Source organism: Bacillus sp. HMSC036E02 (assembly GCF_001836235.1).
Classification (GTDB): Bacteria; Bacillota; Bacilli; order Bacillales; family Bacillaceae_G; genus Bacillus_A; species Bacillus_A cereus.
The window spans coordinates 58,613-83,417 of record NZ_KV827816.1 but is presented as its reverse complement, the minus strand read 5'-3'; the positions used below and the strand labels follow the sequence as shown (position 1 = coordinate 83,417).

The window sequence follows — 24,805 nt, the reverse complement described above, 5'->3', positions numbered from 1 at the left end:
AGCTCGCACATTAGTGTGGGCTTTTTTACATAGAATATATTTAATACGGAATTTTACTATGTTCCTTACATATTAAAGTTTTTAGAAAGAATCATATGTAAGCATAATAAGGGAGAAAAGTTGATTTTTTATTTCTAAAAACTGTATATTGAAGAGGAATATTCCTATATACGTAAAGGAGGGCTATAAATGAAACTAATGGAACAACAACTACATGAGTTAGATGGTTTGCGCGTACATATTATTCCGACTGATAAATATAAAACGAATACCTTTGTATTTCGTTTTAAAGCGCCTTTAAATGAGGAGACGGTGACAGAGCGTGCCTTATTGCCATACGTATTGCAAAGTGCGACAGAAAAATTACCTTCTGTAATTCGTCTTCGTCAATATTTAGAAGAATTATACGGATCTTCTTTAGCGGTAGATGTAAGTAAAAAAGGGGAAGACCATATTATCTCTATTTATGTAGACATTGCAAATGAAGTTTACTTACATGATGCACCACCGTTATTTGAAAAAGCGCTTTCTATGTTGTCAGATATTGTGTTACATCCAGCAACGGAGGGCAACGGTTTCCTATCTTCTATCGTAGAAAGTGAAAAAAGAGCACTGTTACAGAGAATTGAAGCTACTTATGACGATAAAATGCGTTATGCAAACGAGCGTTTAATTGAAGAAATGTGCAAAGTAGAACCGTATCGTTTAAGTGCAAATGGAAAAAAAGAGAGTGTTATGTCTATTACAAATGAAAGTCTGTATCAATATTATCAAAAGGTGTTAGCGGAAGATGAAATGGATCTATATATTATTGGTGATATTTCAGAAAACGCCGTTGATCTTGTAAGTAAGTATTTTTCTATTTCAGCTCGTCCAGTGAGAGAAAGAAATGTACTCCTTCATAGACGAAATAATGAAGAAAAAGAAGTTGTTGAAAAACAAGAATTAAAACAAAGTAAATTACACATCGGTTATCGTACATTTGTCACATATAAAGATGAAGATTATTTTGCATTGCAATTGTTCAATGGATTGTTTGGTGGCTTTTCTCATTCGAAGTTATTCGTAAATGTGCGTGAAAAAAATAGTTTAGCGTACTATGCAGCATCGCGCTTTGAAAGTCATAAAGGTTTATTATTTGTTATGTCAGGAATTGAAGCGAAAAATTATGAAAAAGCAGTTGAGATTATTAAAGAACAAATGCTTGCGATGCAAAACGGAGAGTTTTCTGAAGAAGAAATACATCAAACAAAAAGTGTCATCCAAAATCAAATATTAGAGGCAATTGATACACCACGTGGCTTTGTAGAAATGCTATATCATGGCATTATTTCAGATCGTACACGTCCAGTTGAAGAATGGCTTACAGGTATAGAAAGTGTGACAAAAGAAGAAATTGTAAAAGTTGCTAAAAGTATTGAACTAGATACAATTTACTTTTTACAAGGAACGGAGGGAGAGTAAGTGGAGAAAATTGTTTATGAGCAATTAAAAGAAACACTCTATTATGAAAAACTTCCTAATGGATTAGATGTATATGTTTTACCGAAACAAGGATTTAATAAAACATTTGCAACGTTTACGACGAAATATGGTTCTGTAGATAATACATTTGTACCATTAGGGAAAGAAGAAATGATTCGTGTGCCAGATGGGATTGCACATTTTCTTGAGCATAAATTATTTGAAAAAGAAGATCACGATGCTTTCCAATTGTTTAGTAAACAAGGAGCATCGGCAAATGCTTTTACATCCTTCACACGAACAGCTTACCTTTTTTCAGGTACTTCAAACGTAGAACAAAATTTAAATACATTGCTAAACTTCGTACAAGAGCCCTATTTCTCTGAAAAAACAGTTGAAAAAGAGAAGGGGATTATTGGGCAAGAAATTCAAATGTATCAAGATAACCCAGATTGGCGTTTGTACTTTGGGTTAATTGATAGCTTATTTGTAAAACACCCAATTAAAATTGATATTGCGGGGACAATCGAATCTATTAGTAAAATTACGAAAGATTTATTATATGAATGTTATGAAACATTTTATCATCCGAGCAATATGTTATTATTTGTTGTGGGTGCAATTGATCCAGAGAAAACAATGGATTTAGTACGTGAAAATCAAGCGAAAAAAGATTATAAAAACCAGCCAGAAATTGTGCGTTCATTTGAAGAAGAACCAAATGAGGTAAATGAAAAGAAAAAAATTATTTCAATGCCTGTGCAAACACCGAAATGTTTAGTTGGTATTAAAGCGACTAATTTAAAAGAAAAGGGGCAAGCGCTTTTAAAACAAGAAATTGCGCTTACGTTACTTTTAGATTATTTATTTGGAAAAAGTTCTGTTCATTACGAAGCTTTATATAATGAAGGACTTATTGATGATTCATTCTCGTATGACTATACAGAAGAAAATAACTTCGGTTTTGCAATGGTTGGTGGTGATACGAAACAACCTGATGAATTGGCAGATCGTTTAAAAGATATTTTATTAAAAACAGATTATGATCAATTAGATGCGACGGCATTAGAACGAGTGAAGAAAAAGAAAATTGGTGGTTTTTTACGCTCGTTAAATTCACCAGAATATATTGCAAATCAATTTACACGATACGCGTTTAATGAATCTAGCCTATTTGATGCATTGACTGTATTAGAAGGACTAACCGTTCAAGACTTACAAGAAGTAGCGGGATTATTGTTATCAGAAGAAAAAATGAGTGTTTGTCAGGTGTTACCGAAAAAATAAAATTTTAAAGATACCCTCATCTTATCATTGAAAAATTGTAAGATGAGGGTATTATTTAGTTGTGTGAAAATTGAAGTTGTAGAGATAAGAGAGGGAATTTATGAAAAAGTATGTGTTAGTAACTGGAGGGAGCGGAGGGATTGGCTCTGCTATTTCGAAACAATTAATTCAAGATGGATATACAGTTTATGTTCATTACAATAACAGTGAAGAAAAGGTATTGGAATTGCAGAAGGCATGGGGAGAAGTTATCCCTGTTCAAGCTAATTTAGCTTCTAGTGATGGAGCAGAACGATTGTGGGGACAAATTGAACATCCTATTGATGTTATTGTATACGCAGCGGGGAAGAGTATTTTTGGATTAGTAACAGATGTAACAAACGATGAATTAGATTATATGGTAGAACTTCAAGTGAAGAACGTATATAAATTACTTTCAATGGCACTTCCGCCTATGATTGAGAGAAGAAGTGGTAATATTGTAATTGTTTCATCTATATGGGGACAAATAGGGGCTTCTTGTGAAGTGCTTTATTCAATGGTAAAAGGGGCGCAAAATTCATATGTGAAAGCTTTAGCGAAAGAAGTTTCTTTAAGTGGATTACGTGTGAATGCAGTAGCACCAGGAGCAATTGAAACGGAAATGTTAAGTGTTTTTTCTGAAGAAGATAAAATGGGAATTGCTGAAGATATACCATTAGGTAGAATAGGATTACCAGAAGAAGTAGCGAAAACAGTTTCATTTCTCGTATCACCAGGAGCGTCTTACATAACTGGACAAATTATCGGAGTGAATGGCGGTTGGCACTGCTAAAAAATTCTTACATAAAAAATGAATAGTTGCACAAATTAAGGATGATTTTATTACTCAATAGTGAGGTGCTTAATTATGTCAGTATTAGATAATTTTGATCAGTGGAAGAGCTTTTTAGGAGAACGTTTAGAGCAAGCGCAAGACAAAGGTTTAGATGGCGGTGCGGTATCAGATATGGCATTTCGTGTTGGCGACTATCTTGCTAATGAAGTAGAAGGACGCAATGACCAAGAGAAATTATTAGCTGAGCTTTGGAAAGTTGCTGATGAACAGGAGCAACATACAATTGCAAATTTAATGGTTAAGTTCGTACAACATAAGTAAAAGTAGAGAGGAGATTCTCCTCTCTACTTTTTTTGTATAATAATTACACAGGATAGATTATACATTTAGCTTCCCTATTAAGGTGAAATCATATAATATAGTACGTAGGTGTAAAGTAAGCAAGGGGAGTGATCTTGGATGATTGAATGGTATTTTGAATATGAAATACATAAAAACCGACCTGGCTTGCTTGGTGACGTTTCTTCGTTAATCGGTATGCTCGGCATTAATATTGTCACAATTAATGGTGTAGATAATGCACGACGTGGGTTACTTCTTATGTGTGATAATCAAGAGCAAATCTCTAGACTTGAATCAATTTTAAATACGATGGATAACATAACGGTAACGAAATATCGTCCGCCCAAGCTAAGAGATAAGCTAGCAGTTAGGCATGGTAGGTACATACAACGAGATGCAGATGATAAGAAAACATTTCGATTTGTGCGTGATGAATTAGGCTTACTTGTAGACTTTATGGCAGAAATCATGAAAAAAGAAGGCCATAAACTAATTGGGATACGCGGAATGCCTCGTGTCGGAAAAACAGAATCCATTGTGGCTGCAAGTGTTTGTGCAAATAAAAGGTGGTTATTTGTATCATCTACTCTTATTAAGCAAACTGTTCGTAGTCAATTAATTGAAGATGAGTATAGCGATGACAATATTTTCATCCTAGATGGAATTGTGTCAACGAAGCGTGCTAACGAAAGACATTGGCAGCTCGTTCGTGAAATTATGAGATTGCCTGCAACGAAAGTTGTGGAACATCCTGATGTATTTGTGAGTCAGTCAGAATACACATTGGATGATTTTGATTATATTATCGAGTTGCGTAACGATTATGATGAAGAAATTCAATATAATTTAGTAGATGAAATTGAGCAAGGTACGCAAAATAATTTCTCTATGTTTGACTTTTAAAGAAATATTGAGGTGTTAGTAGTGACGGAATTGGGACAAAAGCTGAAAGAAGCAAGAGAAGCGAAAGGCTTGTCTATTGATCAGCTGCATGAGATTACAAAAATTCAAAAACGCCATTTAGTGGCAATTGAAGAAGGCAATTATGATGTATTGCCAGGAGCTTTTTATGCGCGTGCATTCATTAAACAATACGCAGATGCGGTTGGATTAAATGGAGAGGAACTGCTTGTAGAACATCAGAGTACGATACCACAATCTGAAAAGCGTGAAGTTCCACAAGTATCAACGGGACAAAAAACACAAGAAACAATGCAAAAATCTTCATCATGGCCAATTGCAGATCACATGCCGAAAATCTTAGTTGCGCTGTTAGTAATCGCAGTTGGAGTGGTAATCTGGTTTGTGTTTCAAGCGTTAACTGGAAAAGATGATGAAAAAGTTCCGAGCGCTCAAAGTGAGAAAATTGAAGTTCAAAAAGCGAAAGATTCTCCGTTAGATACGAAGAAAGATGAAGTGAAAGCGGAAGAGCCAAAAAAAGAGGAACCAAAGAAAGAAGAACCAAAGAAAGAAGAACCAAAGAAAGAGGAGCAACCAGCACAACCAACTGGACAGCAAGAAGTGAAAGTAGTTGGAACAACTGGAAAGGTATCTACTTTGGAAATTCATAATAATAAAACATTAGAACTGGAATTATCGGGTAAAGGTGCGAGTTATGTAGATGTTAAAGATGATGCTGGGAATGTGATTCTAAACGCTACAGTACAAGAGGGCCAAATAGAAAAACGTGATGTATCAACATTAAAAGAAGTGCGACTTAATATTGGGAATGCAACGAATGTTGAAGTTAAACTGAATGGCCAAGTGGTCGCTTATCCATTGGATCCAGAAAAAGAACTTCACCAAAGATTGGTGATAAAAAACCAAGGGATAGAGCAACCTGCACAATAACAGTCATCGCTTCGATGACTTTTTTTCGATGAACAAATGTTTTTGATATGATGGAGGAATAGCTGTGAATTTACCAAATAAAATTACAATATCTAGAATCTTCTTAATTCCAATTTTTATGGTAATTATGTTAGCACCCTTTGATTGGGGTTCATACAAAATTGGTGATGTTGATTTACCAATTCAACATTTAGTGGGGGCACTTATCTTTATCATTGCTTCAGCTACAGATTGGATTGATGGACATTACGCAAGAAAATATAATCTTGTAACGAATTTAGGGAAGTTTCTTGACCCGTTAGCTGATAAATTGCTTGTTTCGGCAGCACTTATTACATTGGTAGAGATGCAATATGTACCGGCTTGGATTGTTATTGTAATTATCAGTCGTGAGTTTGCGGTAACAGGTTTACGTCTTGTACTTGCTGGAACAGGGGAAGTAGTTGCAGCAAACCAACTAGGAAAAATTAAGACGTGGACACAAATTATTGCAATTGCAGCATATTTATTACACGATGTACCTTTAAATTTAATCCATATTCCAGTTGCAGATATCTTCATATGGATTGCATTAATCTTTACTGTTATTTCAGGATGGGATTATTTCTGGAAAAATAGAGCTGCTTTTGTAAACTCAAAATAGAAGTTTATGGGGGAATTGGGATGAATGCTGAGATTATTGCGGTTGGAACTGAATTATTACTTGGACAAATTGCAAATACAAACGCCCAGTTTTTATCTGAAAAGTTAGCTTCAATCGGAATTAACGTGTACTATCATACTGTTGTTGGTGATAATAATAAGCGACTGCAAAAGGCGATTGAAGCTGCGGAAGAACGTGCTGATATACTTATTTTTACAGGTGGATTAGGACCGACAAAAGATGATTTAACGAAAGAAACGATAGCTGCTAGTTTAGATGAAGAGCTTGTGTATGATGAAAAGGCATTAGTCTTAATAAGTAATTACTTTAAGCGTACAGGCCGTGAATTTACGGAGAATAATAAAAAGCAAGCGCTCGTTTTAAATGGAGCAACAGTATTTGCAAATGACCACGGTATGGCGCCAGGTATGGGGGTAAATAAGAACGGAAAAGTTTATATTTTATTACCAGGGCCGCCAAAAGAAATGAAACCAATGTATGTAAGTTACGTAGAGCCTTTTTTACGTAATTTTACAACAGGAGAAAACATTTATTCTCGTGTGCTTCGTTTCTTTGGTATTGGGGAGTCCCAATTAGAGGTGAAAGTGCAAGATTTAATTGATGGACAAACAAACCCAACAATTGCCCCTTTAGCAAATGATGGAGAAGTGACATTACGTTTAACCGCTAAGCATCAAAATGTTAGGGAAGCGGAGAAACTAATTCAACATGTGGAAGATTTGATTTTAGAAAGAGTAGGAGAATTTTTCTACGGATATGACCAAGAATTTTTGCATTATAAGGCAATCGAGTTATTGAAGAGAAAAGGGTTAACTTTAGCGTGTGCAGAAAGTTTAACAGGTGGTCTTTTTGGAAATCAAGTAACTGAAAACGCTGGTGTTTCTTCTGTATTTAAAGGCGGTGTCATTTGTTATCATAATGATGTGAAGCAACATGTTTTACGTGTGCCTGAAGAAGTGTTGCATACTGATGGTGCAGTTAGTAAAGAATGTGCTCGTTATCTTGCTGAAAATGTTAAGGATGTATTAAAAGCGGATATCGGAATTAGTTTCACTGGGGTAGCAGGGCCAGATGCTTCAGAACAGAAAGAACCAGGAACAGTATTTGTTGGGCTTTCGATTAAGGATGAGCCAACTGTAGTCTTTCCTCTTAATTTAAGCGGAAGTCGTCAACAAATTAGAGAACGAACAGCAAAATATGGTTTTTATCATTTATATAAAAAGCTAGAAGAGATATAAGTTTCTTCTAGTTTTTTTACGTTTAAATTTAAATATTATTTGATAGAAAATAAAAAAAACGAATAAATGTTCGATTTTTGTTGGCAAATTGAATTGAAAATAGGTATAATAAGATTAGCAATTCAGTTAAGGAGGAATTTTGAATGAGTGATCGTCAAGCGGCGTTAGATATGGCGTTAAAACAAATAGAGAAGCAATTCGGTAAAGGTTCAATTATGAAATTAGGAGAACAAGCAGAGCGTAGAGTTTCTACGGTTTCTAGTGGTTCTTTAGCACTTGATGTGGCACTAGGAGTAGGCGGATATCCACGTGGCCGTATTATCGAAATTTACGGACCTGAAAGTTCAGGTAAAACGACAGTTTCATTACATGCAATTGCAGAAGTACAACGTCAAGGTGGACAAGCAGCATTCATCGATGCGGAGCACGCAATGGATCCTGTATATGCACAAAAATTAGGCGTTAACATAGATGAATTACTATTATCACAGCCTGATACAGGGGAGCAAGGATTAGAAATCGCGGAAGCACTTGTACGAAGTGGTGCGGTTGACATTATCGTAATTGACTCTGTAGCAGCTCTTGTACCGAAAGCAGAGATTGAAGGCGACATGGGTGACTCGCACGTAGGTTTACAAGCACGTTTAATGTCACAAGCACTTCGTAAGCTTTCAGGAGCAATCAACAAATCAAAAACAATTGCAATCTTTATTAACCAAATTCGTGAAAAAGTTGGGGTTATGTTCGGAAATCAACTACAAGTTGCTTAATCGAAAAGATTAAGGAGTTTACCATGGGTTTCCCTTGCTAGTGATAGCATGTTAAAAACCTTGTGAACCTTATTGCCTAAGGGTGTAACTATCCATATAGTTGCTAACGGTGAAGCCCACCATTATTTAGGGTAATACCGTGCCAAGCTCCATAGTGATATGGGGAAGGTGTAGAGACTACCGAAAAGGACTTTTAGTTAACTGAGTAGGGTACGGCAGATGATAGGCTACTGCTGGAAGTGCAAGGCTCTCTGTAAAGAGATGAAGAGATAGTCCGGACTATAGAGATGGAAAATCTATAGATAGTGCCAGAAACAACTCCAGGTGGTCGTGCGTTGAAATTCTATTCAACTGTCCGTCTTGAAGTGCGTCGTGCGGAGCAATTAAAGCAAGGTAACGACATCGTTGGTAATAAAACAAAAGTAAAAGTAGTGAAAAATAAAGTAGCACCACCATTCCGTGTTGCGGAAGTTGATATTATGTACGGAGAAGGTATTTCAAGAGAAGGTGAAATCTTGGATATGGCTTCTGAGCTTGATATCGTTCAAAAGAGCGGTGCTTGGTATTCTTATAATGAAGAACGCCTAGGACAAGGTCGTGAAAATTCGAAGCAGTTCTTAAAAGAAAATACAGATTTAAGAGAAGAAATTGCCTTCTTTATTCGTGAGCATCACGGAATTAGTGAAGATTCTGGTGCTGAGGGCGCAGAAGATTCAACTCTTCTTGATTAAAAAAATAAAAGACACGGTCTCGTGTCTTTTATTTTTTTATCTACTATTAAGGAGCATAATACTATAGATAAAAATATTTTTTGACTTCAAATGGGTTGTGTAAAGAAGGATATGTAAATATTTTAAGTAAAGAAATGGGAATTACTAAGGTTTTCCAGTATAATAGGCTCCTTACTTTTCAAATTTAGGTCACATTCAAGGCTGAAGGTAAAGAAAGTAAAAGTAGACAACGCTTGACAATGAAAATTACGATAGATACAATGAGAATGTATATTTTTTCTTATATACGATATACTCTTCTCAAGAAGAGAAGTAATATTCGGAGTAAGGTTTAAATCTTACCGAAATAATAATATGACATTTTAATTGTGAAATGAAGAAAGTCCCTTAAAAAAGCGGGACGACGGTCTTTGCTGTATGTTGTAATTCAATGTACATGCCGACAGTCTTTTTTCATTCATAGCAAGGGGAGGTGAAATCATGAGTAGTACAGTTTGGATACTCATCTCCATTTTGCTTGCAACAACAGTCGGTGCAGTTGTTGGCTTTTTTGTTCGAAAGTCTATTGCTGAAGCGAAGATTAATGGTGCGGCTAATGAAGCAAAACGTATTCTAGACGAAGCGAATCGTGAGGCTGAAGCACTTAAGAAAGAAGCGCTTTTAGAAGCAAAGGATGAAATTCATACACTTCGTACAGAAGCTGAATTAGAAATTCGTGACCGTAGAAGCGAATTACAAAAACAAGAAAATCGTTTAATGCAAAAAGAAGAGAACCTTGATCGTAAAGACGAAACGCTCGATAAACGCGAGCAACAGTTAGAGAAGAAAGAGGAATCTCTTGTAGCGAGACAACAACAGATTGAAGAGTTGGAAAGCAAAGTGGGAGAGTTAGTTCAAAAGCAACAAACAGAATTAGAGCGCATTTCCAATCTGACACGCGAACAAGCGAAAGCAATTATTCTTGGTAAAGTAGAAAATGAAGTTTCTCATGAAATCGCTGTTATGGTAAAAGAAAGTGAAGTTCGCGCGAAAGAAGAAGCGGATAAGAAAGCAAAAGAGATTTTATCTCTTGCAATGCAAAGATGTGCAGCTGATCATGTTGCTGAAACAACCGTTTCGGTTGTAAATCTTCCAAATGACGAAATGAAGGGACGTATTATCGGGCGTGAAGGTCGTAATATTCGTACGTTAGAAACGTTAACGGGTATTGACTTAATTATCGATGATACACCAGAGGCGGTAATCCTTTCTGGATTCGACCCAATTCGTCGTGAAACAGCTCGTATCGCTCTTGATAAACTAGTACAGGACGGACGTATTCACCCAGCGCGTATTGAAGAGATGGTCGAAAAATCAAGACGTGAAGTGGACGAGTATATTCGCGAAGTCGGAGAGCAAACAACGTTTGAAGTGGGTGTTCATGGATTACATCCAGATTTAATTAAAATTTTAGGTCGTTTAAAATACCGTACAAGTTATGGTCAAAACGTCTTAAAACACTCTATGGAAGTTGCATATTTAACTGGACTTATGGCGGCAGAGCTTGGCGAGGATGAAAAACTAGCAAGACGTGCAGGTCTATTACATGATATCGGAAAAGCGATTGACCATGAAGTAGAAGGAAGCCACGTTGAAATTGGTGTTGAACTTGCAACGAAATATAAAGAGCATCCTGTAGTTATAAACAGTATCGCATCTCACCATGGTGACACAGAACCAACTTCTATCATTGCAGTTTTAGTTGCAGCAGCAGATGCTTTATCAGCTGCAAGACCGGGAGCTCGTAGTGAAACACTTGAAAACTATATTCGTCGTCTTGAAAAGTTAGAAGAGATTTCAGAGTCTTATGAAGGCGTTGAAAAATCATTTGCAATTCAAGCAGGACGTGAAGTTCGTATTTTGGTAAAACCAGATACAATCGATGACTTAGAAGCTCATCGTTTAGCTCGTGATATCCGAAAACGTATTGAAAATGAACTGGATTACCCAGGACATATTAAAGTAACTGTTATTCGTGAAACACGTGCAGTGGAATACGCAAAATAAAGTGGTGAAACACCACTTTATTTTTTTGTGTTGGAATTGGATAAAATAAAGACAGTTAGTTATATAGCATAAAAGTGAAACAAACTTATAATAAAGATATTATAAGGAATTTACTTGATGCTATAGCAATAAAAAATGCAGTACATAGAAAGGGTAAGACATATGAGAATATTATTTGTTGGGGATGTAGTAGGATCTCCTGGTAGAGGTATGATTCAACAATACGTACCGGCATTAAAGAAAAAATATACACCTACAGTAACAATCATTAATGGAGAAAATGCAGCAGGTGGCCGTGGGATTACAGAAAAAATATATCGAAACTTTTTAGAGTGTGGGGCGCAGGCAGTTACACTTGGAAACCACGCTTGGGATAATCGTGAAGTATTTGAATTCATCGATGATGCAAAATATCTTGCAAGACCAGCTAACTTCCCAGAAGGAACTCCAGGAAAAGGACTTATCTTTGTGAACTGTAATGGAACAGAAGTTGCAGTTATTAATTTACAAGGACGTACTTTCCTTCCTCCAATTGATTGTCCATTCCGTAAAGTGGATGAATTAATTAATATTGCGAAAAAACGTACGAATATTATATTTGTTGATTTCCATGCGGAGACTACAAGTGAAAAACAAGCGCTAGGTTGGTATGTAGATGGACGTGCTACAGCAGTAGTAGGTACGCATACGCACGTCCCTACAGCAGATAACCGTATTTTACCAAGCGGAACGGCATACATTACAGATGTTGGGATGACAGGGCCGTATGACGGAATATTAGGTATGGACAGAGAAGCAGTATTGAAGAAGTTTTTAACAAACTTACCAGTACGATTTGAAGTAACAAATGGTAGAACGCAATTAAGTGCAGTGTTAATTGATGTGGATCCAAATACAGGAAAAGCAAAGAAAATTGAACGTATTTTAATTAATGATGATCAACCATTTTTTGAGTAAATTTTCGTTAAATTTTAGATAAGTTATTATATTTTAATTTTTTAGAAAAATTACGAAAATTTAGCAGGAATACGCGCCATTCCTCGTGAATATAAGTTAAAGTGAAATAATTGCTAATACTTTTTAAAGAAACGAGGAGGAAACGCGGAATGGAAATATTAAAAGTTAAAGCAACGTCGGTCCCTAATTCTGTAGCTGGTGCACTTGCAGGTGTTATTCGCGAACGCGGAACAGCAGAAATTCAAGCTATTGGTGCAGGTGCATTGAACCAAGCTGTAAAGGCAGTAGCAATCGCAAGAGGATTTGTAGCGCCTAGTGGTTTGGACCTGATTTGTATCCCAGCGTTTACAGATATTATGATTGATGGCGAAGAGCGTACAGCAATAAAATTAATTGTAGAACCTCGTTAAGTTTAAACAACCTGTTTGCAGTATGCAAACAGGTTGTTTTTATAATGGAGGAATGAAAATGAAAATTTTTGATGCTCATTGTGACGTGCTTCTTCAGTTATGGAGTGCACAAGGGAAAAGGGATTTTAAAGATGATTCACAATTACATATTACATTTGAACAGTTAAAGAGAAGAAAAGGAAGTATACAATGTTTTGCTATATATGTACCAGAAACAGTGGCATATGAAAACCGATTTGAAGTAGCATTACAAATGGTAGATATTTTTTATAATGAGATTTTATCCCTACCAGGTGTGAAGTTTATTCAGACAAAAGATGATATTAACATATTAAAACAGGACGAGATTGGAGCGATATTAACAATAGAAGGATGCGAAGCAATTGGAAAAGATGCAATGAAATTACGGTTGTTGTATCGCCTAGGAATACGTTCTTTTGGACTAACATGGAATTATGCCAATCTCTTAGCTGATGGTGCGCTAGAGACACGTGGGGCGGGTTTAACGACTTTTGGTAAACATGTTGTACAAGAACTGAATACGTTACATGTATGGACTGATGTGTCTCATTTGAATGAAAGAAGTTTTTGGGATGTTATAGAGATTGCAAAAAATCCTATTGCTTCCCACTCAAATTGTATGAAACTTTGCGAGCACCCACGTAATTTAAAAGATGAACAACTTAAAGCTCTTATAAAGCGAAATGGCATGATTGGTGTCACTTTTGTACCGCAGTTTCTAACAAATGAAAAACAAGCGAATGTAGCAGATATAGTAAGACATATCGAATATATTTGTTCATTAGGTGGAGAGCGCAATATAGGATTTGGTTCCGATTTTGATGGGATTTTAGAAACAGTTGTAAATGTATCAGCGTATCGAGATTATGAAAATGTAATGAATGAGCTTTGTAAACACTATGCTGCATCTACTGTAGAACGATTTTTATATGATAATTTTGTAGAACATATGAGTTTTTAAATCCCGATTTAAAATTCAGAAAAATTAAAATTAATTCATTTGATTTTATTGCTTTTTTTAAGACCTAATACTAGAATGAAAAACAAAATAGCTTTATACTAAAGATTCAGGGAAATCAGAAGAGGCATAATTTGCGTCCGTTGTAGTTTATTTGCATAAAAAATGCTAAACTATTACTGTAAAAAAATACACTACAATGAATGCAGCCAAAAGGGGTGTAGGAGATGATTAGTCAACTTTCATGGAAAGTTGGAGGCCAACAAGGTGAAGGAATTGAAAGTACAGGAGAAATCTTCTGTATTGCATTAAACCGATTAGGATATTACCTATACGGTTACCGCCACTTCTCATCACGTATAAAAGGCGGCCATACAAATAATAAAATTCGTGTAAGTACAACAGAAGTACGAGCGATCTCAGATGATTTAGATATTTTAATTGCTTTTGACCAAGAAACAATTGATTTTAATTTCCACGAACTACGTCCAGGTGGAATTGTAGTTGCGGATGCGAAATTTAATCCAACAATACCTGACAATACAGATGTAAATCTATATGTGATACCGTTTACAGATATTGCTTCAGAATTAGGCACATCATTAATGAAAAACATGGTTGCTGTTGGAGCATCAAGTGCAGTATTAGGATTAGATGAAACAGCTTATTTAGATGTTGTTGAAGAAATCTTTGGTCGTAAAGGAGAGCAAGTCGTTCAAAAGAATATGGACGCAATTAAACGCGGCTCTCAATATATGAAAGAATTACTAGGTGAGAAAGTAAACATGATGCAGCTTGAAAAAGCTGATGGTAAAAAACGCATGTTTATGATTGGAAACGATGCAATCGCATTTGGTGCGGTAGCTGGTGGTGCTCGTTTTATGTCAGCATACCCAATCACACCTGCATCAGAAATTATGGAATACTTAATTAAAAAATTACCGAAAGTCGGCGGAACAGTAATCCAAACTGAGGATGAAATCGCAGCTTGTACAATGGCAATCGGTGCAAACTATGCTGGTGTTCGTACATTAACGGCATCTGCTGGTCCTGGTCTTTCATTAATGATGGAAGCAATCGGTTTAGCGGGTATTACAGAAACCCCATTAGTAATTGTTGATACACAACGTGGCGGCCCAAGTACAGGATTACCAACGAAACAAGAACAGTCTGACTTAATGGCGATGATTTACGGTACGCATGGTGAAATTCCAAAAATCGTAATGGCGCCAAGTACAGTTGAAGAAGCTTTCTATGACATTGTAGAAGCATTTAACTTATCTGAAGAATATCAAGTTCCTGTTATTTTCTTAACAGATTTACAGCTTTCGTTAGGAAAACAAACAGTAGAACCACTTAAATTAGATAAAGTGGAAATTCGTCGTGGTAAGCTTGATTTAGAAGCAGAATTACCAGAACGTGAAAATAAAGCATACTTCAAGCGTTATGAAGTAACAGAAGACGGCGTTTCACCACGTGTTTTACCTGGTATGAAAAATGGTGTTCACCATGTTACAGGTGTAGAACATGATGAAACTGGAAAACCGTCGGAATCAGCAATAAACCGTAAAGATCAAATGGACAAACGTTTCCGTAAAATGGAGAACTTGAAGTTTAATACCCCTGTTTATAAAAATGTTAAGCATGAAGAAGCAGACGTATTGCTTGTTGGATTTAACTCAACTCGTGGTGCGATCGAAGAGGCAATGACGCGTTTAGAACAAGAGGGTATGAAAGTAAACCATGCTCATGTGCGTTTAATTCACCCGTTCCCAACAGCTGAAATCGATCCACTTGTGAAAAAGGCGAAGCGTGTTGTAGTAGTAGAAAACAATGCAACAGGTCAGCTTGCTAACATTATGAAAATGAATCTTGGTAATGGTGAGAAAATTTCTAGTCTTTTAAAATATGATGGAAACCCATTCTTGCCGAAAGAGATTTACAACGAATGCAAAAAAGGGGTTGTATTAAATGGCAACATTTAAGGACTTTCGTAACAGTGTAAAGCCAAACTGGTGCCCAGGTTGCGGAGACTTCTCAGTGCAAGCTGCAATTCAACGTGCGGCAGCTAACGTTGGCCTAAATCCAGATGAACTTGCTGTTATTTCTGGTATCGGCTGTTCAGGCCGTATTTCAGGTTATATTAATTCATATGGTGTGCATAGTATTCATGGTCGTGCCCTTCCGATTGCACAAGGTGTGAAAATGGCAAATCGTGATTTAACAGTTATCGCTTCAGGTGGTGACGGTGATGGATTTGCGATTGGTATGGGACATACAATCCATTCTATTCGTCGTAATATCGACATTACGTACATCGTAATGGATAACCAAATTTATGGATTAACAAAAGGGCAAACTTCACCACGTAGTGAAGCTGGATTTAAAACGAAAAGCACACCACAAGGTTCAATTGAACCATCACTAAATGTAATGGAAATGGCCTTAACAGCTGGTGCGACATTTGTGGCGCAAAGCTTTTCGAGTGATTTAAAAGAATTAACACAAATTATTGAAGCTGGTATTAACCATAAAGGATTTTCATTAATTAACGTATTTAGCCCATGTGTTACTTACAATAAAGTAAATACTTACGATTGGTTTAAAGAGAACTTAACGAAACTAAGCACAGTAGAGGGATATGATCCATCTAATCGCATGATGGCTATGCAAACTTTAATGGAAAATAACGGTTTAGTAACAGGGTTAATTTATCAAAATACTAAGCAACCATCATATCAAGAACTTGTTAAAGGCTATAGTGAAGAGCCTTTAGTGAAATCTGATTTAAATATGGATCAGAAAATGTTTGATGAGCTTGTTGCTGAATTTATGTAATGTAAGAAAAAAAGGTTGCCGATTTGGCAACCTTTTTTTATGTACAAAATATAGGGTAGCCTTATTTACTTAGAAAATTCAGAATGATAAAATAATATATAAATCGTTGTATGAAAATGGCAAGTTCATTGCTTATGAAATGTAAGGTAATAAAAGGCCTTTGTATTGTTAAGATTGGCGAAACACGTCATACTATGGTAATGTTTATAGGGATAAAGCAATATGCTTTTGGGTAGGACAACAAGAAATGATAAAAAGGGAATGTCTATTTGCGTGGGGAAGACTTCATTCTTATGAATGATTAGATTGATTACTCAAGTTTCAAAGGACAAGTTATCTCTCCAGCTATCTAACCATTTTTGAGGTGAGTCTAAGCGCATTAAAATGGACTATAGAGTGTGTATAGTTAAGGGTGAAAGGAGATTACCGATGAACGAGCAACAACGATTAGCAAGTCAACAAGCAAATTCCTCTATGAAAAAAGAAGAGAAAGATTATAGTAAATACTTTGAAAGTGTATATCAACCACCTTCCTTAAAGGATGCGAAAAAGCGTGGGAAAGAAGAAGTTAAAATTGAACGGGATTTTGGCTTACCTGAAGAGTTTCGCAATTTTGGTACAGGAAGAAAGTTCTATATTCGTACATATGGTTGTCAAATGAATGAGCATGATACGGAAGTAATGGCAGGTATTTTCACAGCACTTGGATATGAACCAACTTTTTCAACTGAGGATGCAGATGTAGTTTTATTAAACACTTGTGCAATTCGTGAAAATGCTGAAAATAAGGTGTTTGGTGAGCTAGGCCATTTAAAGTCACTCAAACGAAGAAATCCAGACCTTTTAATTGGTGTATGTGGTTGTATGTCTCAAGAGGAATCTGTTGTAAATAAAATTATGCAAAAAAATCAGCATGTAGATATGGTATTTGGAACGCATAATATTCATAGACTACCGTACATTCTAAAAGATGCGATGTTCTCGAAAGAGACGGTAGTTGAAGTATGGTCAAAAGAAGGTGACGTAATTGAAAACCTTCCGAAAGTACGTCGTGGTGATATTAAAGCTTGGGTAAATATTATGTATGGCTGTGATAAATTCTGTACGTATTGTATTGTACCGTATACACGCGGAAAAGAGCGAAGTAGACGTCCAGAAGATATTATCCAAGAGATTCGTCATTTAGCTGCAAATGGTTATAAAGAAATTACGTTACTTGGACAAAACGTAAATGCATATGGTAAAGACTTTGAAGATATAGAATACGGTCTTGGCGATTTAATGGACGAACTTCGTAAAGTTGATATTGCCCGTATTCGTTTTACAACGAGCCATCCACGTGATTTCGATGATCACTTAATTGAAGTGCTTGGAAAAGGTGGCAACCTAGTAGAACATATCCATTTACCAGTTCAATCTGGAAGTACAGATATGCTGAAAATTATGGCACGTAAATATTCGCGTGAGCATTATTTAGAACTTGTAAGAAAAATTAAAGAAGCAATTCCAGATGTAGTATTAACAACAGATATTATCGTTGGTTTTCCAAATGAAACAGATGAGCAATTTGAAGAAACGATGTCGTTATATCGTGAAGTAGGGTTTGATACTGCCTTTACATTCATTTATTCTCCTCGCGAAGGTACACCAGCTGCAAAAATGAAAGATAATGTACCGATGGAAGTAAAGAAAGAACGTCTTCAGCGTTTAAATACACTAGTAAATACGTTGGCAATTGAAAAGAATAGTCGTTACAAAGGTCAAATTGTAGAAGTGTTAGTTGATGGGGAAAGTAAAAATAATCCGGAAGTACTTGCAGGTTATACTCGTACGAATAAACTTGTAAACTTCGTCGCTTCAAAATCTTTAATTGGTCAGCTTGTGAAAGTGAAAATAACGGAAGCAAAAACTTGGTCTCTTAACGGGGAATTAGTTGAAGAGCCGATTGAGGTGAAATAATAGATGAAAGTATATTCGAAAGATGACATTGTTGAACAAGCGAAAGAATTAGCAAAAATGATTTCTGAAACAGAAGAAGTTGATTTTTTTAAGAAAGCAGAGGCGCAAATTCATAAAAATGAAAATGTAAAGCGCGCAATCGATGAAATTAAAGCACTGCAAAAACAAGCAGTAAACTTGCAACATTACGGGAAATGGGAAGCTTTAAAAAAGGTAGAAGCTGAAATTGATGCATTGCAAGATAAGTTAGACAGTATTCCAGTCGTACAACAATTTAAATCTTCACAAACATACGTAAATGACTTATTACAGTTAGTTGCTAGTACAATTTCTAACAACGTAACAGATGAAATATTAATTTCAACTGGTGGCGATGTACTAAAGGGTGAAACTGGCGCAGCGGTAGAAAGTAAAAAAGGAAATTGTGGTTGTTAAAGAGATGTCATATTGACATCTCTTTTTTTTTGGGATTAAACGTAAGTTCTTCTCAAAAAAAGAATGACACATTCCGCTATTGTCACGCATATGATTAAGTGAATAGTGATTGAGGAGGGTTACGAATGTCCGAATTTAGAGAGATTATTACAAAAGCAGTGGTTGGAAAAGGACGTAAGTATACAAAGTCAACGCATACATGTGAATCGAATAATGAGCCAACAAGTATTTTAGGGTGCTGGGTAATTAACCACTCGTACGAAGCAAGAAAGAATGGAAAACATGTGGAAATTGAAGGTTTCTATGATGTGAACACTTGGTATTCATTTGATGGAAATACAAAGACTGAAGTTGTAACAGAACGTGTGAACTACACGGACGAAGTAAGTATTGGTTATCGTGATAAAAACTTTTCTGGTGACGATTTAGAAATTATTGCTCGTGTTATTCAGCCGCCAAATTGTTTAGAAGCACTTGTATCACCAAATGGTAATAAAATTGTTGTAACTGTAGAACGTGAATTTGTAACAGAAGTAGTTGGAGAAACGAAAATTTGTGTAAGTGTAAATCCTGAAGGCTGCGTAGAATCAGATGATGATTTCCAAATTGCTGATGATGAATTTGAAGAATTAGATCCGAACTTTATAGTTGATGCAGAAGAAGAGTAATAGAAAGCTAGGGAGAAGTTCTTCCTAGCTTTTTACTTTACATAAGTGGGGCTGAATGAACATGATTCTTTATGAAATATGTTATAATGAAGAAAGACTCCTGAAATAGGAGATAAGAGTGTCCGTGAAATGCGACATATATGAAAATAGATTATCATGTAAGAATTATGGAGGAAAAGTATGACTCAATATACGCCTATGATACAGCAATATTTAAAGGTTAAGGCAGATTATCAAGATGCCTTTTTATTTTTTCGCTTAGGCGATTTTTATGAAATGTTCTTTGAGGATGCTGTAAAAGCAGCTCATGAACTTGAAATTACATTAACGAGCCGAGATGGCGGTAGTAGTGAACGTATACCAATGTGCGGTGTACCGTATCATGCGGCTAAAAACTATATTGAACAACTTGTTGAAAAAGGATATAAAGTAGCTGTTTGTGAGCAAGTAGAAGATCCGAAAACAGCTAAAGGTGTAGTACGTCGTGAAGTAGTACAATTAATTACGCCAGGAACGATGATGGAAGGGCGTACAATTGATGAGAAAGAAAATAACTTCTTAGCCGCATTAACACATTTTGAAGATGGATCATATGCTTTAGCTTGTAACGACTTAACGACTGGACAAAATACAGTAACGTTATTGACTGGTTCAGTAGAAGATATTTTATTAGAAGTGTATGCAACTGGTTCGAAAGAAATTGTTGTTGATTCTTCATTTTCTAAAGATGAACTAAACAAGTTAACTGAAACATTGAAAATGACGATTTCGTATGAAGATGCAACGGCAATTCCGGAAGGATTAGAACATCTTGTGAAAAATGTTTCACAAGCAAAATTAATTAAAGCAGTTGGACGTTTATTTAACTATGTAATAAGAACGCAAAAACGTTCTTTAGATCATTTGCAACCAGTAGAAATTTATTATACGAATCAATTTATGAAAATTGATGTACATTCAAAGCGAAATTTAGAACTGACAGAAACACTTCGAACGAAAGAAAAAACAGGATCACTATTATGGTTATTGGACAAGACGAAAACAGCTATGGGTGGTCGTATGTTAAAACAGTGGATGGAACGTCCACTTATACAGAAAGAAAGAATTGAAGAGCGTTTAGAAATGGTTGAAACGTTTGTAAATGATTACTTCTTACGTGAAGATTTAAAAGAAAAGTTAAAAGAAGTATATGATTTAGAACGCTTAGCAGGAAAAGTTGCATTTGGTAACGTAAATGCAAGAGACTTATTACAATTAAGACGTTCATTGCTTCAAGTACCAGCTATTTTAGAAGCAATTAGTTTGTTAGATAACGCTTATGCATCGAGATTAATTCAAGGTGCAGATCCATGTGAAAGCTTAACAGAATTACTAGGAAGAAGTATTCAAGAAAACCCACCGCTTTCGATTAAAGATGGAGATATTATTAAAGATGGTTATAATGACAAGCTTGATCAATATCGTTACGTTAGTAAAAACGGGAAAACGTGGATTGCTGAGCTTGAAAAAAGAGAACGTGATATTACCGGAATTAAATCATTAAAAATCGGATACAACCGTATTTTCGGTTACTACATTGAAGTAACGAAAGCGAATCTTGCAGCACTTCCAGAAGGTCGCTATGAGCGTAAACAGACGCTTGCTAATGCTGAACGTTTCATTACAGATGAACTGAAAGAAAAAGAAACGTTAATCTTAGAAGCTGAAGAAAAAATTGTACAGCTAGAATACGATTTATTTACAGCACTTCGTGAAGAAGTAAAAGTATTTATTCCGAAATTACAACATTTAGCGAAAGTAATTAGTGAATTAGACGTACTGCAAAGTTTTGCAACAGTTAGTGAAGAAGAACAGTTTGTAAAACCTGTACTGACAACGAAGCGCGAAATCTTTATTAAAGATGGTCGTCATCCTGTTGTTGAAAAAGTATTGAACGGGAAATTGTATGTACCGAATGATTGTATTATGCCAGAGAATATGGATGTCTTTTTAATTACAGGGCCGAACATGTCTGGTAAAAGTACGTATATGAGACAATTAGCACTTGTAACGGTTATGTCGCAAATCGGTTGTTTCGTACCAGCAACAGAAGCAGTATTACCTGTATTTGACCAAATCTTTACGAGAATTGGTGCAGCGGATGATTTAATTTCAGGTCAAAGTACATTTATGGTCGAAATGTTAGAAGCGAAAAATGCAATTGCAAACGCATCAGAAAGAAGTTTAATTTTATTCGATGAAATTGGACGCGGTACATCTACGTATGATGGTATGGCACTTGCACAAGCGATTATTGAACATATTCATGACCAAATTGGTGCAAAAACGTTATTCTCTACGCATTATCACGAATTGACGGTGTTAGAAGAGAGTTTAAATCAACTGAAAAATGTACACGTTTCAGCAATTGAAGAGAATGGAAAAGTAGTATTCCTTCATAAAATTCAAGATGGAGCAGCTGATAAAAGTTACGGAATTCACGTTGCGCAACTTGCGGAGCTTCCAGATAGCCTAATCGCTCGTGCGAAAGAAGTGTTAGCACAGCTAGAAGGACAGGAAGAAATTATTATTCCAAAGCGAGTAGAAGTGAAAGTACAAGAAGCTACTCCAGAACCTGTAGTTGTAAAAGAGGAAATAGCAGAAATACAGGAAACGAAAGTAGAGACTGAAGAAGAATCGCAACTATCTTTCTTTGGAGGAGAACAGTCTTCGAAGAAACAAGAAAAGCCTCTGCTAGATCAAAAAGAAACAGCAGTACTGGCGCAAATTAAAAAAATCGATTTACTTGATATGACACCTTTAGAAGCGATGAACGAATTGTATCGCTTACAGAAAAAGTTAAAGAAAGGATGAGTAAGTAGATGGGGAAAATTCGCAAACTCGATGACCAACTCTCTAACTTAATTGCGGCAGGGGAAGTAGTAGAGCGCCCTGCTTCAGTCGTAAAAGAACTTGTGGAAAATTCTATCGATGCGAATAGTACATCTATTGAAATCCACTTAGAAGAAGCTGGGTTATCGAAAATTCGTATCATTGATAATGGTGATGGTATTGCAGAAGAAGACTGTATCGTCGCTTTTGAACGCCATGCAACGAGTAAAATTAAAGATGAAAACGATCTGTTCCGCATAAGAACACTCGGTTTCCGCGGTGAGGCATTGCCAAGTATTGCCTCAGTTAGTGAATTAGAATTAATTACTAGCACAGGTGATGCGCCTGGTACACACCTTATTATTAAAGGTGGAGACATTATAAAGCAAGAGAAGACTGCGAGCCGAAAAGGAACAGATATTACAGTACAAAACTTATTCTTTAATACACCAGCACGTCTTAAATATATGAAAACCATTCATACAGAGCTCGGAAATATTACAGATATCGTGTATCGTATTGCAATGTCACATCCAGAAGTATCGTTAAAACTATTTCATAATGAAAAGAAATTGCTTCATACGTCAGGTAACGGTGATGTAAGACAAGTACTTGCATCGATTTACAGTATTCAAGTTGCGAAGAAGCTTGTTCCAATTGAAGCCGAATCTTTAGACTTTACAATTAAAGGCTATGTAACATTACCAGAAGTAACGAGAGCATCTCGTAATTATATGTCAACGATTGTAAATGGTCGTTACGTTCGAAACTTTGTATTAATGAAAGCAATTCAGCAAGGATACCATACATTACTGCCAGTTGGCCGGTATCCAATTGGTTTCTTATCGATTGAAATGGATCCAATGCTAGTTGACGTTAACGTACATCCAGCGAAGTTAGAAGTTCGTTTTAGTAAAGAACAAGAATTGCTAAAGCTGATCGAAGAAACATTGCAAGCTGCATTTAAAAAAATACAGCTTATTCCAGATGCAGGTGTAACAACGAAGAAAAAAGAAAAAGACGAAAGTGTGCAAGAACAGTTCCAGTTTGAGCATGCGAAGCCGAAAGAACCATCTATGCCAGACATTGTTTTACCAACTGGCATGGATGCAAAACAAGAAGAACCGCAGGCTGTGAAACAACCACCACAACTGTGGCAACCGCCGAAACAAGAATGGCAACCACCACAGTCGCTCATAAGAGAAGAACAAAGTTGGCAACCATCCACTAAACCGATAATCGAAGAACCAATTCAAGAAGAGAAATCGTGGGACAGTAATGAAGAGGATTTTGAACTAGAGGAATTAGAAGAAGAAGTTCGGGAAATAAAAGAGATTGAAATGAACGGGAATGACTTACCACCGCTTTATCCAATTGGACAAATGCATGGAACATATATTTTCGCTCAAAATGATAAAGGCTTATATATGATTGACCAGCATGCCGCGCAGGAACGTATTAATTATGAATACTTCCGTGATAAAGTAGGAAGGGTAGCGCAAGAAGTACAAGAGTTACTTGTACCGTACCGTATTGATCTATCTCTTACTGAATTTTTACGTGTCGAAGAACAGTTAGAAGAACTAAAAAAAGTTGGGCTATTTTTAGAACAATTCGGCCATCAATCCTTTATCGTCCGCTCGCATCCAACATGGTTCCCGAAAGGACAAGAAACAGAAATCATCGATGAAATGATGGAGCAAGTTGTTAAACTAAAAAAAGTCGATATTAAAAAGTTACGTGAAGAAGCAGCCATCATGATGAGCTGTAAAGCATCCATTAAAGCGAATCAATACTTAACGAACGATCAAATATTTGCTTTACTGGAAGAACTACGTACAACAACAAACCCGTACACATGCCCGCACGGAAGACCAATTCTTGTGCATCATTCTACTTATGAGTTGGAGAAGATGTTTAAGAGGGTTATGTAGAGTGAATAGATTACATTTCAAAAGGGAGTAACATTTACTGTTGCTCCCTTTTAATATGTAGATTTAATTGTTAAACGAGAATATGGTGGAGTAATTTTGTATTGTATTTCTTGGTTGCGTTAACTTAAATTTATCTATGTATAAAAAAGCGCTGTATACAGCACTTTTTAAAAGGTGCATGAATTGTATCATTACTAACTAAATAACTATGCATGGCCAAATGTTGCTTCTTATTTAGCTAATTGTCATAAGGATCTATACAATTACTTATTTTTATTATTATTAATTTTTTCAGTGTATAGAACTTGCTCTTTATAGTGCTTCTTAATTGGGAAGTTATGTGTACCTGTGCCGTTTTTGAATTTTTTGTCAATGGGGTTCTTTAGAGGAACTGTTGTAGTTTCAGTAAATTCATATGGGTAATTTATTTTAGATTTATCTTCAAACATGAAAATGCCTCCTTTTAGGATCTCCTAAATTCTTTACTATAACATGATATGCATATAGATATTTTTTGGACTAGTTATTTATATAGGTTAATGGA

At 36.0% G+C, this 24,805-nt stretch carries 20 protein-coding genes and 2 pseudogenes; 21 read left to right on the top strand and 1 reads right to left on the bottom strand.

The window, feature by feature from the left end; genetic code table 11:
- Positions 1-189 precede the first annotated feature (189 nt).
- From yfmF to mutL, 21 genes and pseudogenes are all read left to right on the top strand, one after another.
- Positions 190-1,464 carry an EF-P 5-aminopentanol modification-associated protein YfmF gene (gene yfmF, locus HMPREF2590_RS04785; RefSeq protein ID WP_000772406.1) on the top strand — a complete coding sequence of 425 codons (1,275 nt, stop codon included), beginning with the start codon at positions 190-192 and terminating at the stop codon, positions 1,462-1,464.
- A complete protein-coding gene (yfmH, locus tag HMPREF2590_RS04780) occupies positions 1,465-2,751 on the top strand; it encodes an EF-P 5-aminopentanol modification-associated protein YfmH (RefSeq protein WP_000411984.1) in 1,287 nt (428 codons plus the stop codon). It abuts the gene before it with no gap.
- Between the two features lie 100 nt (positions 2,752-2,851).
- On the top strand, positions 2,852-3,565 hold the full coding sequence (gene ymfI / locus HMPREF2590_RS04775) for an elongation factor P 5-aminopentanone reductase (RefSeq protein WP_000761056.1): 714 nt from the start codon (positions 2,852-2,854) through the stop codon (positions 3,563-3,565).
- Between the two features lie 75 nt (positions 3,566-3,640).
- Positions 3,641-3,889: a DUF3243 domain-containing protein gene (locus HMPREF2590_RS04770; RefSeq protein WP_000114450.1), complete on the top strand. Its 249-nt coding sequence runs from the start codon at positions 3,641-3,643 to the stop codon at positions 3,887-3,889.
- 138 nt (positions 3,890-4,027) lie between these two features.
- The gene (locus HMPREF2590_RS04765; RefSeq protein ID WP_000574107.1) at positions 4,028-4,813 is read left to right on the top strand and encodes a DUF3388 domain-containing protein; all 786 of its coding nucleotides are present in this window, start codon (positions 4,028-4,030) and stop codon (positions 4,811-4,813) included.
- Positions 4,814-4,834: 21 nt separating this feature from the next.
- Complete coding sequence (locus HMPREF2590_RS04760) at positions 4,835-5,761, top strand: helix-turn-helix domain-containing protein (RefSeq protein WP_000137459.1); 927 nt, start codon at positions 4,835-4,837, stop codon at positions 5,759-5,761.
- 64 nt (positions 5,762-5,825) lie between these two features.
- Positions 5,826-6,404, top strand: a complete 579-nt coding sequence (pgsA, locus tag HMPREF2590_RS04755) for a CDP-diacylglycerol--glycerol-3-phosphate 3-phosphatidyltransferase (protein WP_001052967.1) — start codon at positions 5,826-5,828, stop codon at positions 6,402-6,404.
- 20 nt (positions 6,405-6,424) lie between these two features.
- Complete coding sequence (cinA, locus tag HMPREF2590_RS04750) at positions 6,425-7,663, top strand: competence/damage-inducible protein CinA (RefSeq protein WP_000990696.1); 1,239 nt, start codon at positions 6,425-6,427, stop codon at positions 7,661-7,663.
- A gap of 143 nt (positions 7,664-7,806) precedes the next feature.
- Positions 7,807-8,415: pseudogene (gene recA, locus HMPREF2590_RS04745) on the top strand (recombinase RecA); the annotation flags it as partial.
- A 326-nt stretch (positions 8,416-8,741) separates the two neighbouring features.
- Positions 8,742-9,164: pseudogene (locus HMPREF2590_RS04740) on the top strand (recombinase RecA family protein); the annotation flags it as partial.
- A 480-nt stretch (positions 9,165-9,644) separates the two neighbouring features.
- A complete protein-coding gene (gene rny / locus HMPREF2590_RS04735) occupies positions 9,645-11,210 on the top strand; it encodes a ribonuclease Y (RefSeq protein ID WP_000099770.1) in 1,566 nt (521 codons plus the stop codon).
- A gap of 162 nt (positions 11,211-11,372) precedes the next feature.
- On the top strand, positions 11,373-12,167 hold the full coding sequence (locus tag HMPREF2590_RS04730) for a TIGR00282 family metallophosphoesterase (RefSeq protein WP_001221095.1): 795 nt from the start codon (positions 11,373-11,375) through the stop codon (positions 12,165-12,167).
- A gap of 149 nt (positions 12,168-12,316) precedes the next feature.
- Positions 12,317-12,577, top strand: coding sequence for a stage V sporulation protein SpoVS (gene spoVS, locus HMPREF2590_RS04725; RefSeq protein WP_000404341.1), 261 nt, complete (start codon positions 12,317-12,319; stop codon positions 12,575-12,577).
- 58 nt (positions 12,578-12,635) lie between these two features.
- A complete protein-coding gene (locus HMPREF2590_RS04720) occupies positions 12,636-13,559 on the top strand; it encodes a dipeptidase (protein ID WP_000688036.1) in 924 nt (307 codons plus the stop codon).
- Positions 13,560-13,783: 224 nt separating this feature from the next.
- A complete protein-coding gene (locus HMPREF2590_RS04715) occupies positions 13,784-15,541 on the top strand; it encodes a 2-oxoacid:acceptor oxidoreductase subunit alpha (RefSeq protein ID WP_000625417.1) in 1,758 nt (585 codons plus the stop codon).
- Positions 15,528-16,394, top strand: coding sequence for a 2-oxoacid:ferredoxin oxidoreductase subunit beta (locus HMPREF2590_RS04710; protein WP_000190155.1), 867 nt, complete (start codon positions 15,528-15,530; stop codon positions 16,392-16,394). Before HMPREF2590_RS04715 ends, HMPREF2590_RS04710 begins: the two co-directional genes overlap by 14 nt.
- A 429-nt stretch (positions 16,395-16,823) precedes the next feature.
- Positions 16,824-18,353 carry a tRNA (N6-isopentenyl adenosine(37)-C2)-methylthiotransferase MiaB gene (miaB, locus tag HMPREF2590_RS04705; protein ID WP_001005375.1) on the top strand — a complete coding sequence of 510 codons (1,530 nt, stop codon included), beginning with the start codon at positions 16,824-16,826 and terminating at the stop codon, positions 18,351-18,353.
- Between the two features lie 3 nt (positions 18,354-18,356).
- Positions 18,357-18,788 carry a YlbF/YmcA family competence regulator gene (locus HMPREF2590_RS04700; protein WP_000870461.1) on the top strand — a complete coding sequence of 144 codons (432 nt, stop codon included), beginning with the start codon at positions 18,357-18,359 and terminating at the stop codon, positions 18,786-18,788.
- Between the two features lie 125 nt (positions 18,789-18,913).
- Positions 18,914-19,456: an outer spore coat protein CotE gene (cotE, locus tag HMPREF2590_RS04695; protein WP_001288799.1), complete on the top strand. Its 543-nt coding sequence runs from the start codon at positions 18,914-18,916 to the stop codon at positions 19,454-19,456.
- 180 nt (positions 19,457-19,636) lie between these two features.
- Positions 19,637-22,309 carry a DNA mismatch repair protein MutS gene (gene mutS, locus HMPREF2590_RS04690; protein WP_000196029.1) on the top strand — a complete coding sequence of 891 codons (2,673 nt, stop codon included), beginning with the start codon at positions 19,637-19,639 and terminating at the stop codon, positions 22,307-22,309.
- Between the two features lie 8 nt (positions 22,310-22,317).
- Entirely contained in the window at positions 22,318-24,261 is a 1,944-nt protein-coding gene (gene mutL / locus HMPREF2590_RS04685) for a DNA mismatch repair endonuclease MutL (protein ID WP_000516465.1), read from the top strand.
- Positions 24,262-24,524: 263 nt separating this feature from the next.
- Here mutL and HMPREF2590_RS04680 read toward each other — a convergent pair whose 3' ends face one another.
- Positions 24,525-24,710, bottom strand: a complete 186-nt coding sequence (locus HMPREF2590_RS04680; protein ID WP_000461138.1) for a hypothetical protein — start codon at positions 24,708-24,710, stop codon at positions 24,525-24,527.
- Positions 24,711-24,805 lie beyond the last annotated feature (95 nt).

Excerpts from the sequence above, each read along its gene's own strand:
- yfmF (WP_000772406.1), top strand. The coding sequence starts at position 190 with ATGAAACTAATGGAACAACAACTACATGAGTTAGATGGTTTGCGCGTA.
- ymfI (WP_000761056.1), top strand. The coding sequence starts at position 2,852 with ATGAAAAAGTATGTGTTAGTAACTGGAGGGAGCGGAGGGATTGGCTCT.
- HMPREF2590_RS04770 (WP_000114450.1), top strand. The coding sequence starts at position 3,641 with ATGTCAGTATTAGATAATTTTGATCAGTGGAAGAGCTTTTTAGGAGAA.
- HMPREF2590_RS04765 (WP_000574107.1), top strand. The coding sequence starts at position 4,028 with ATGATTGAATGGTATTTTGAATATGAAATACATAAAAACCGACCTGGC.
- cinA (WP_000990696.1), top strand. The coding sequence starts at position 6,425 with ATGAATGCTGAGATTATTGCGGTTGGAACTGAATTATTACTTGGACAA.
- rny (WP_000099770.1), top strand. The coding sequence starts at position 9,645 with ATGAGTAGTACAGTTTGGATACTCATCTCCATTTTGCTTGCAACAACA.
- HMPREF2590_RS04730 (WP_001221095.1), top strand. The coding sequence starts at position 11,373 with ATGAGAATATTATTTGTTGGGGATGTAGTAGGATCTCCTGGTAGAGGT.
- spoVS (WP_000404341.1), top strand. The coding sequence starts at position 12,317 with ATGGAAATATTAAAAGTTAAAGCAACGTCGGTCCCTAATTCTGTAGCT.
- HMPREF2590_RS04720 (WP_000688036.1), top strand. The coding sequence starts at position 12,636 with ATGAAAATTTTTGATGCTCATTGTGACGTGCTTCTTCAGTTATGGAGT.
- HMPREF2590_RS04715 (WP_000625417.1), top strand. The coding sequence starts at position 13,784 with ATGATTAGTCAACTTTCATGGAAAGTTGGAGGCCAACAAGGTGAAGGA.
- HMPREF2590_RS04710 (WP_000190155.1), top strand. The coding sequence starts at position 15,528 with ATGGCAACATTTAAGGACTTTCGTAACAGTGTAAAGCCAAACTGGTGC.
- miaB (WP_001005375.1), top strand. The coding sequence starts at position 16,824 with ATGAACGAGCAACAACGATTAGCAAGTCAACAAGCAAATTCCTCTATG.
- HMPREF2590_RS04700 (WP_000870461.1), top strand. The coding sequence starts at position 18,357 with ATGAAAGTATATTCGAAAGATGACATTGTTGAACAAGCGAAAGAATTA.
- cotE (WP_001288799.1), top strand. The coding sequence starts at position 18,914 with ATGTCCGAATTTAGAGAGATTATTACAAAAGCAGTGGTTGGAAAAGGA.
- mutS (WP_000196029.1), top strand. The coding sequence starts at position 19,637 with ATGACTCAATATACGCCTATGATACAGCAATATTTAAAGGTTAAGGCA.
- mutL (WP_000516465.1), top strand. The coding sequence starts at position 22,318 with ATGGGGAAAATTCGCAAACTCGATGACCAACTCTCTAACTTAATTGCG.
- HMPREF2590_RS04680 (WP_000461138.1), bottom strand. The coding sequence starts at position 24,710 with ATGTTTGAAGATAAATCTAAAATAAATTACCCATATGAATTTACTGAA.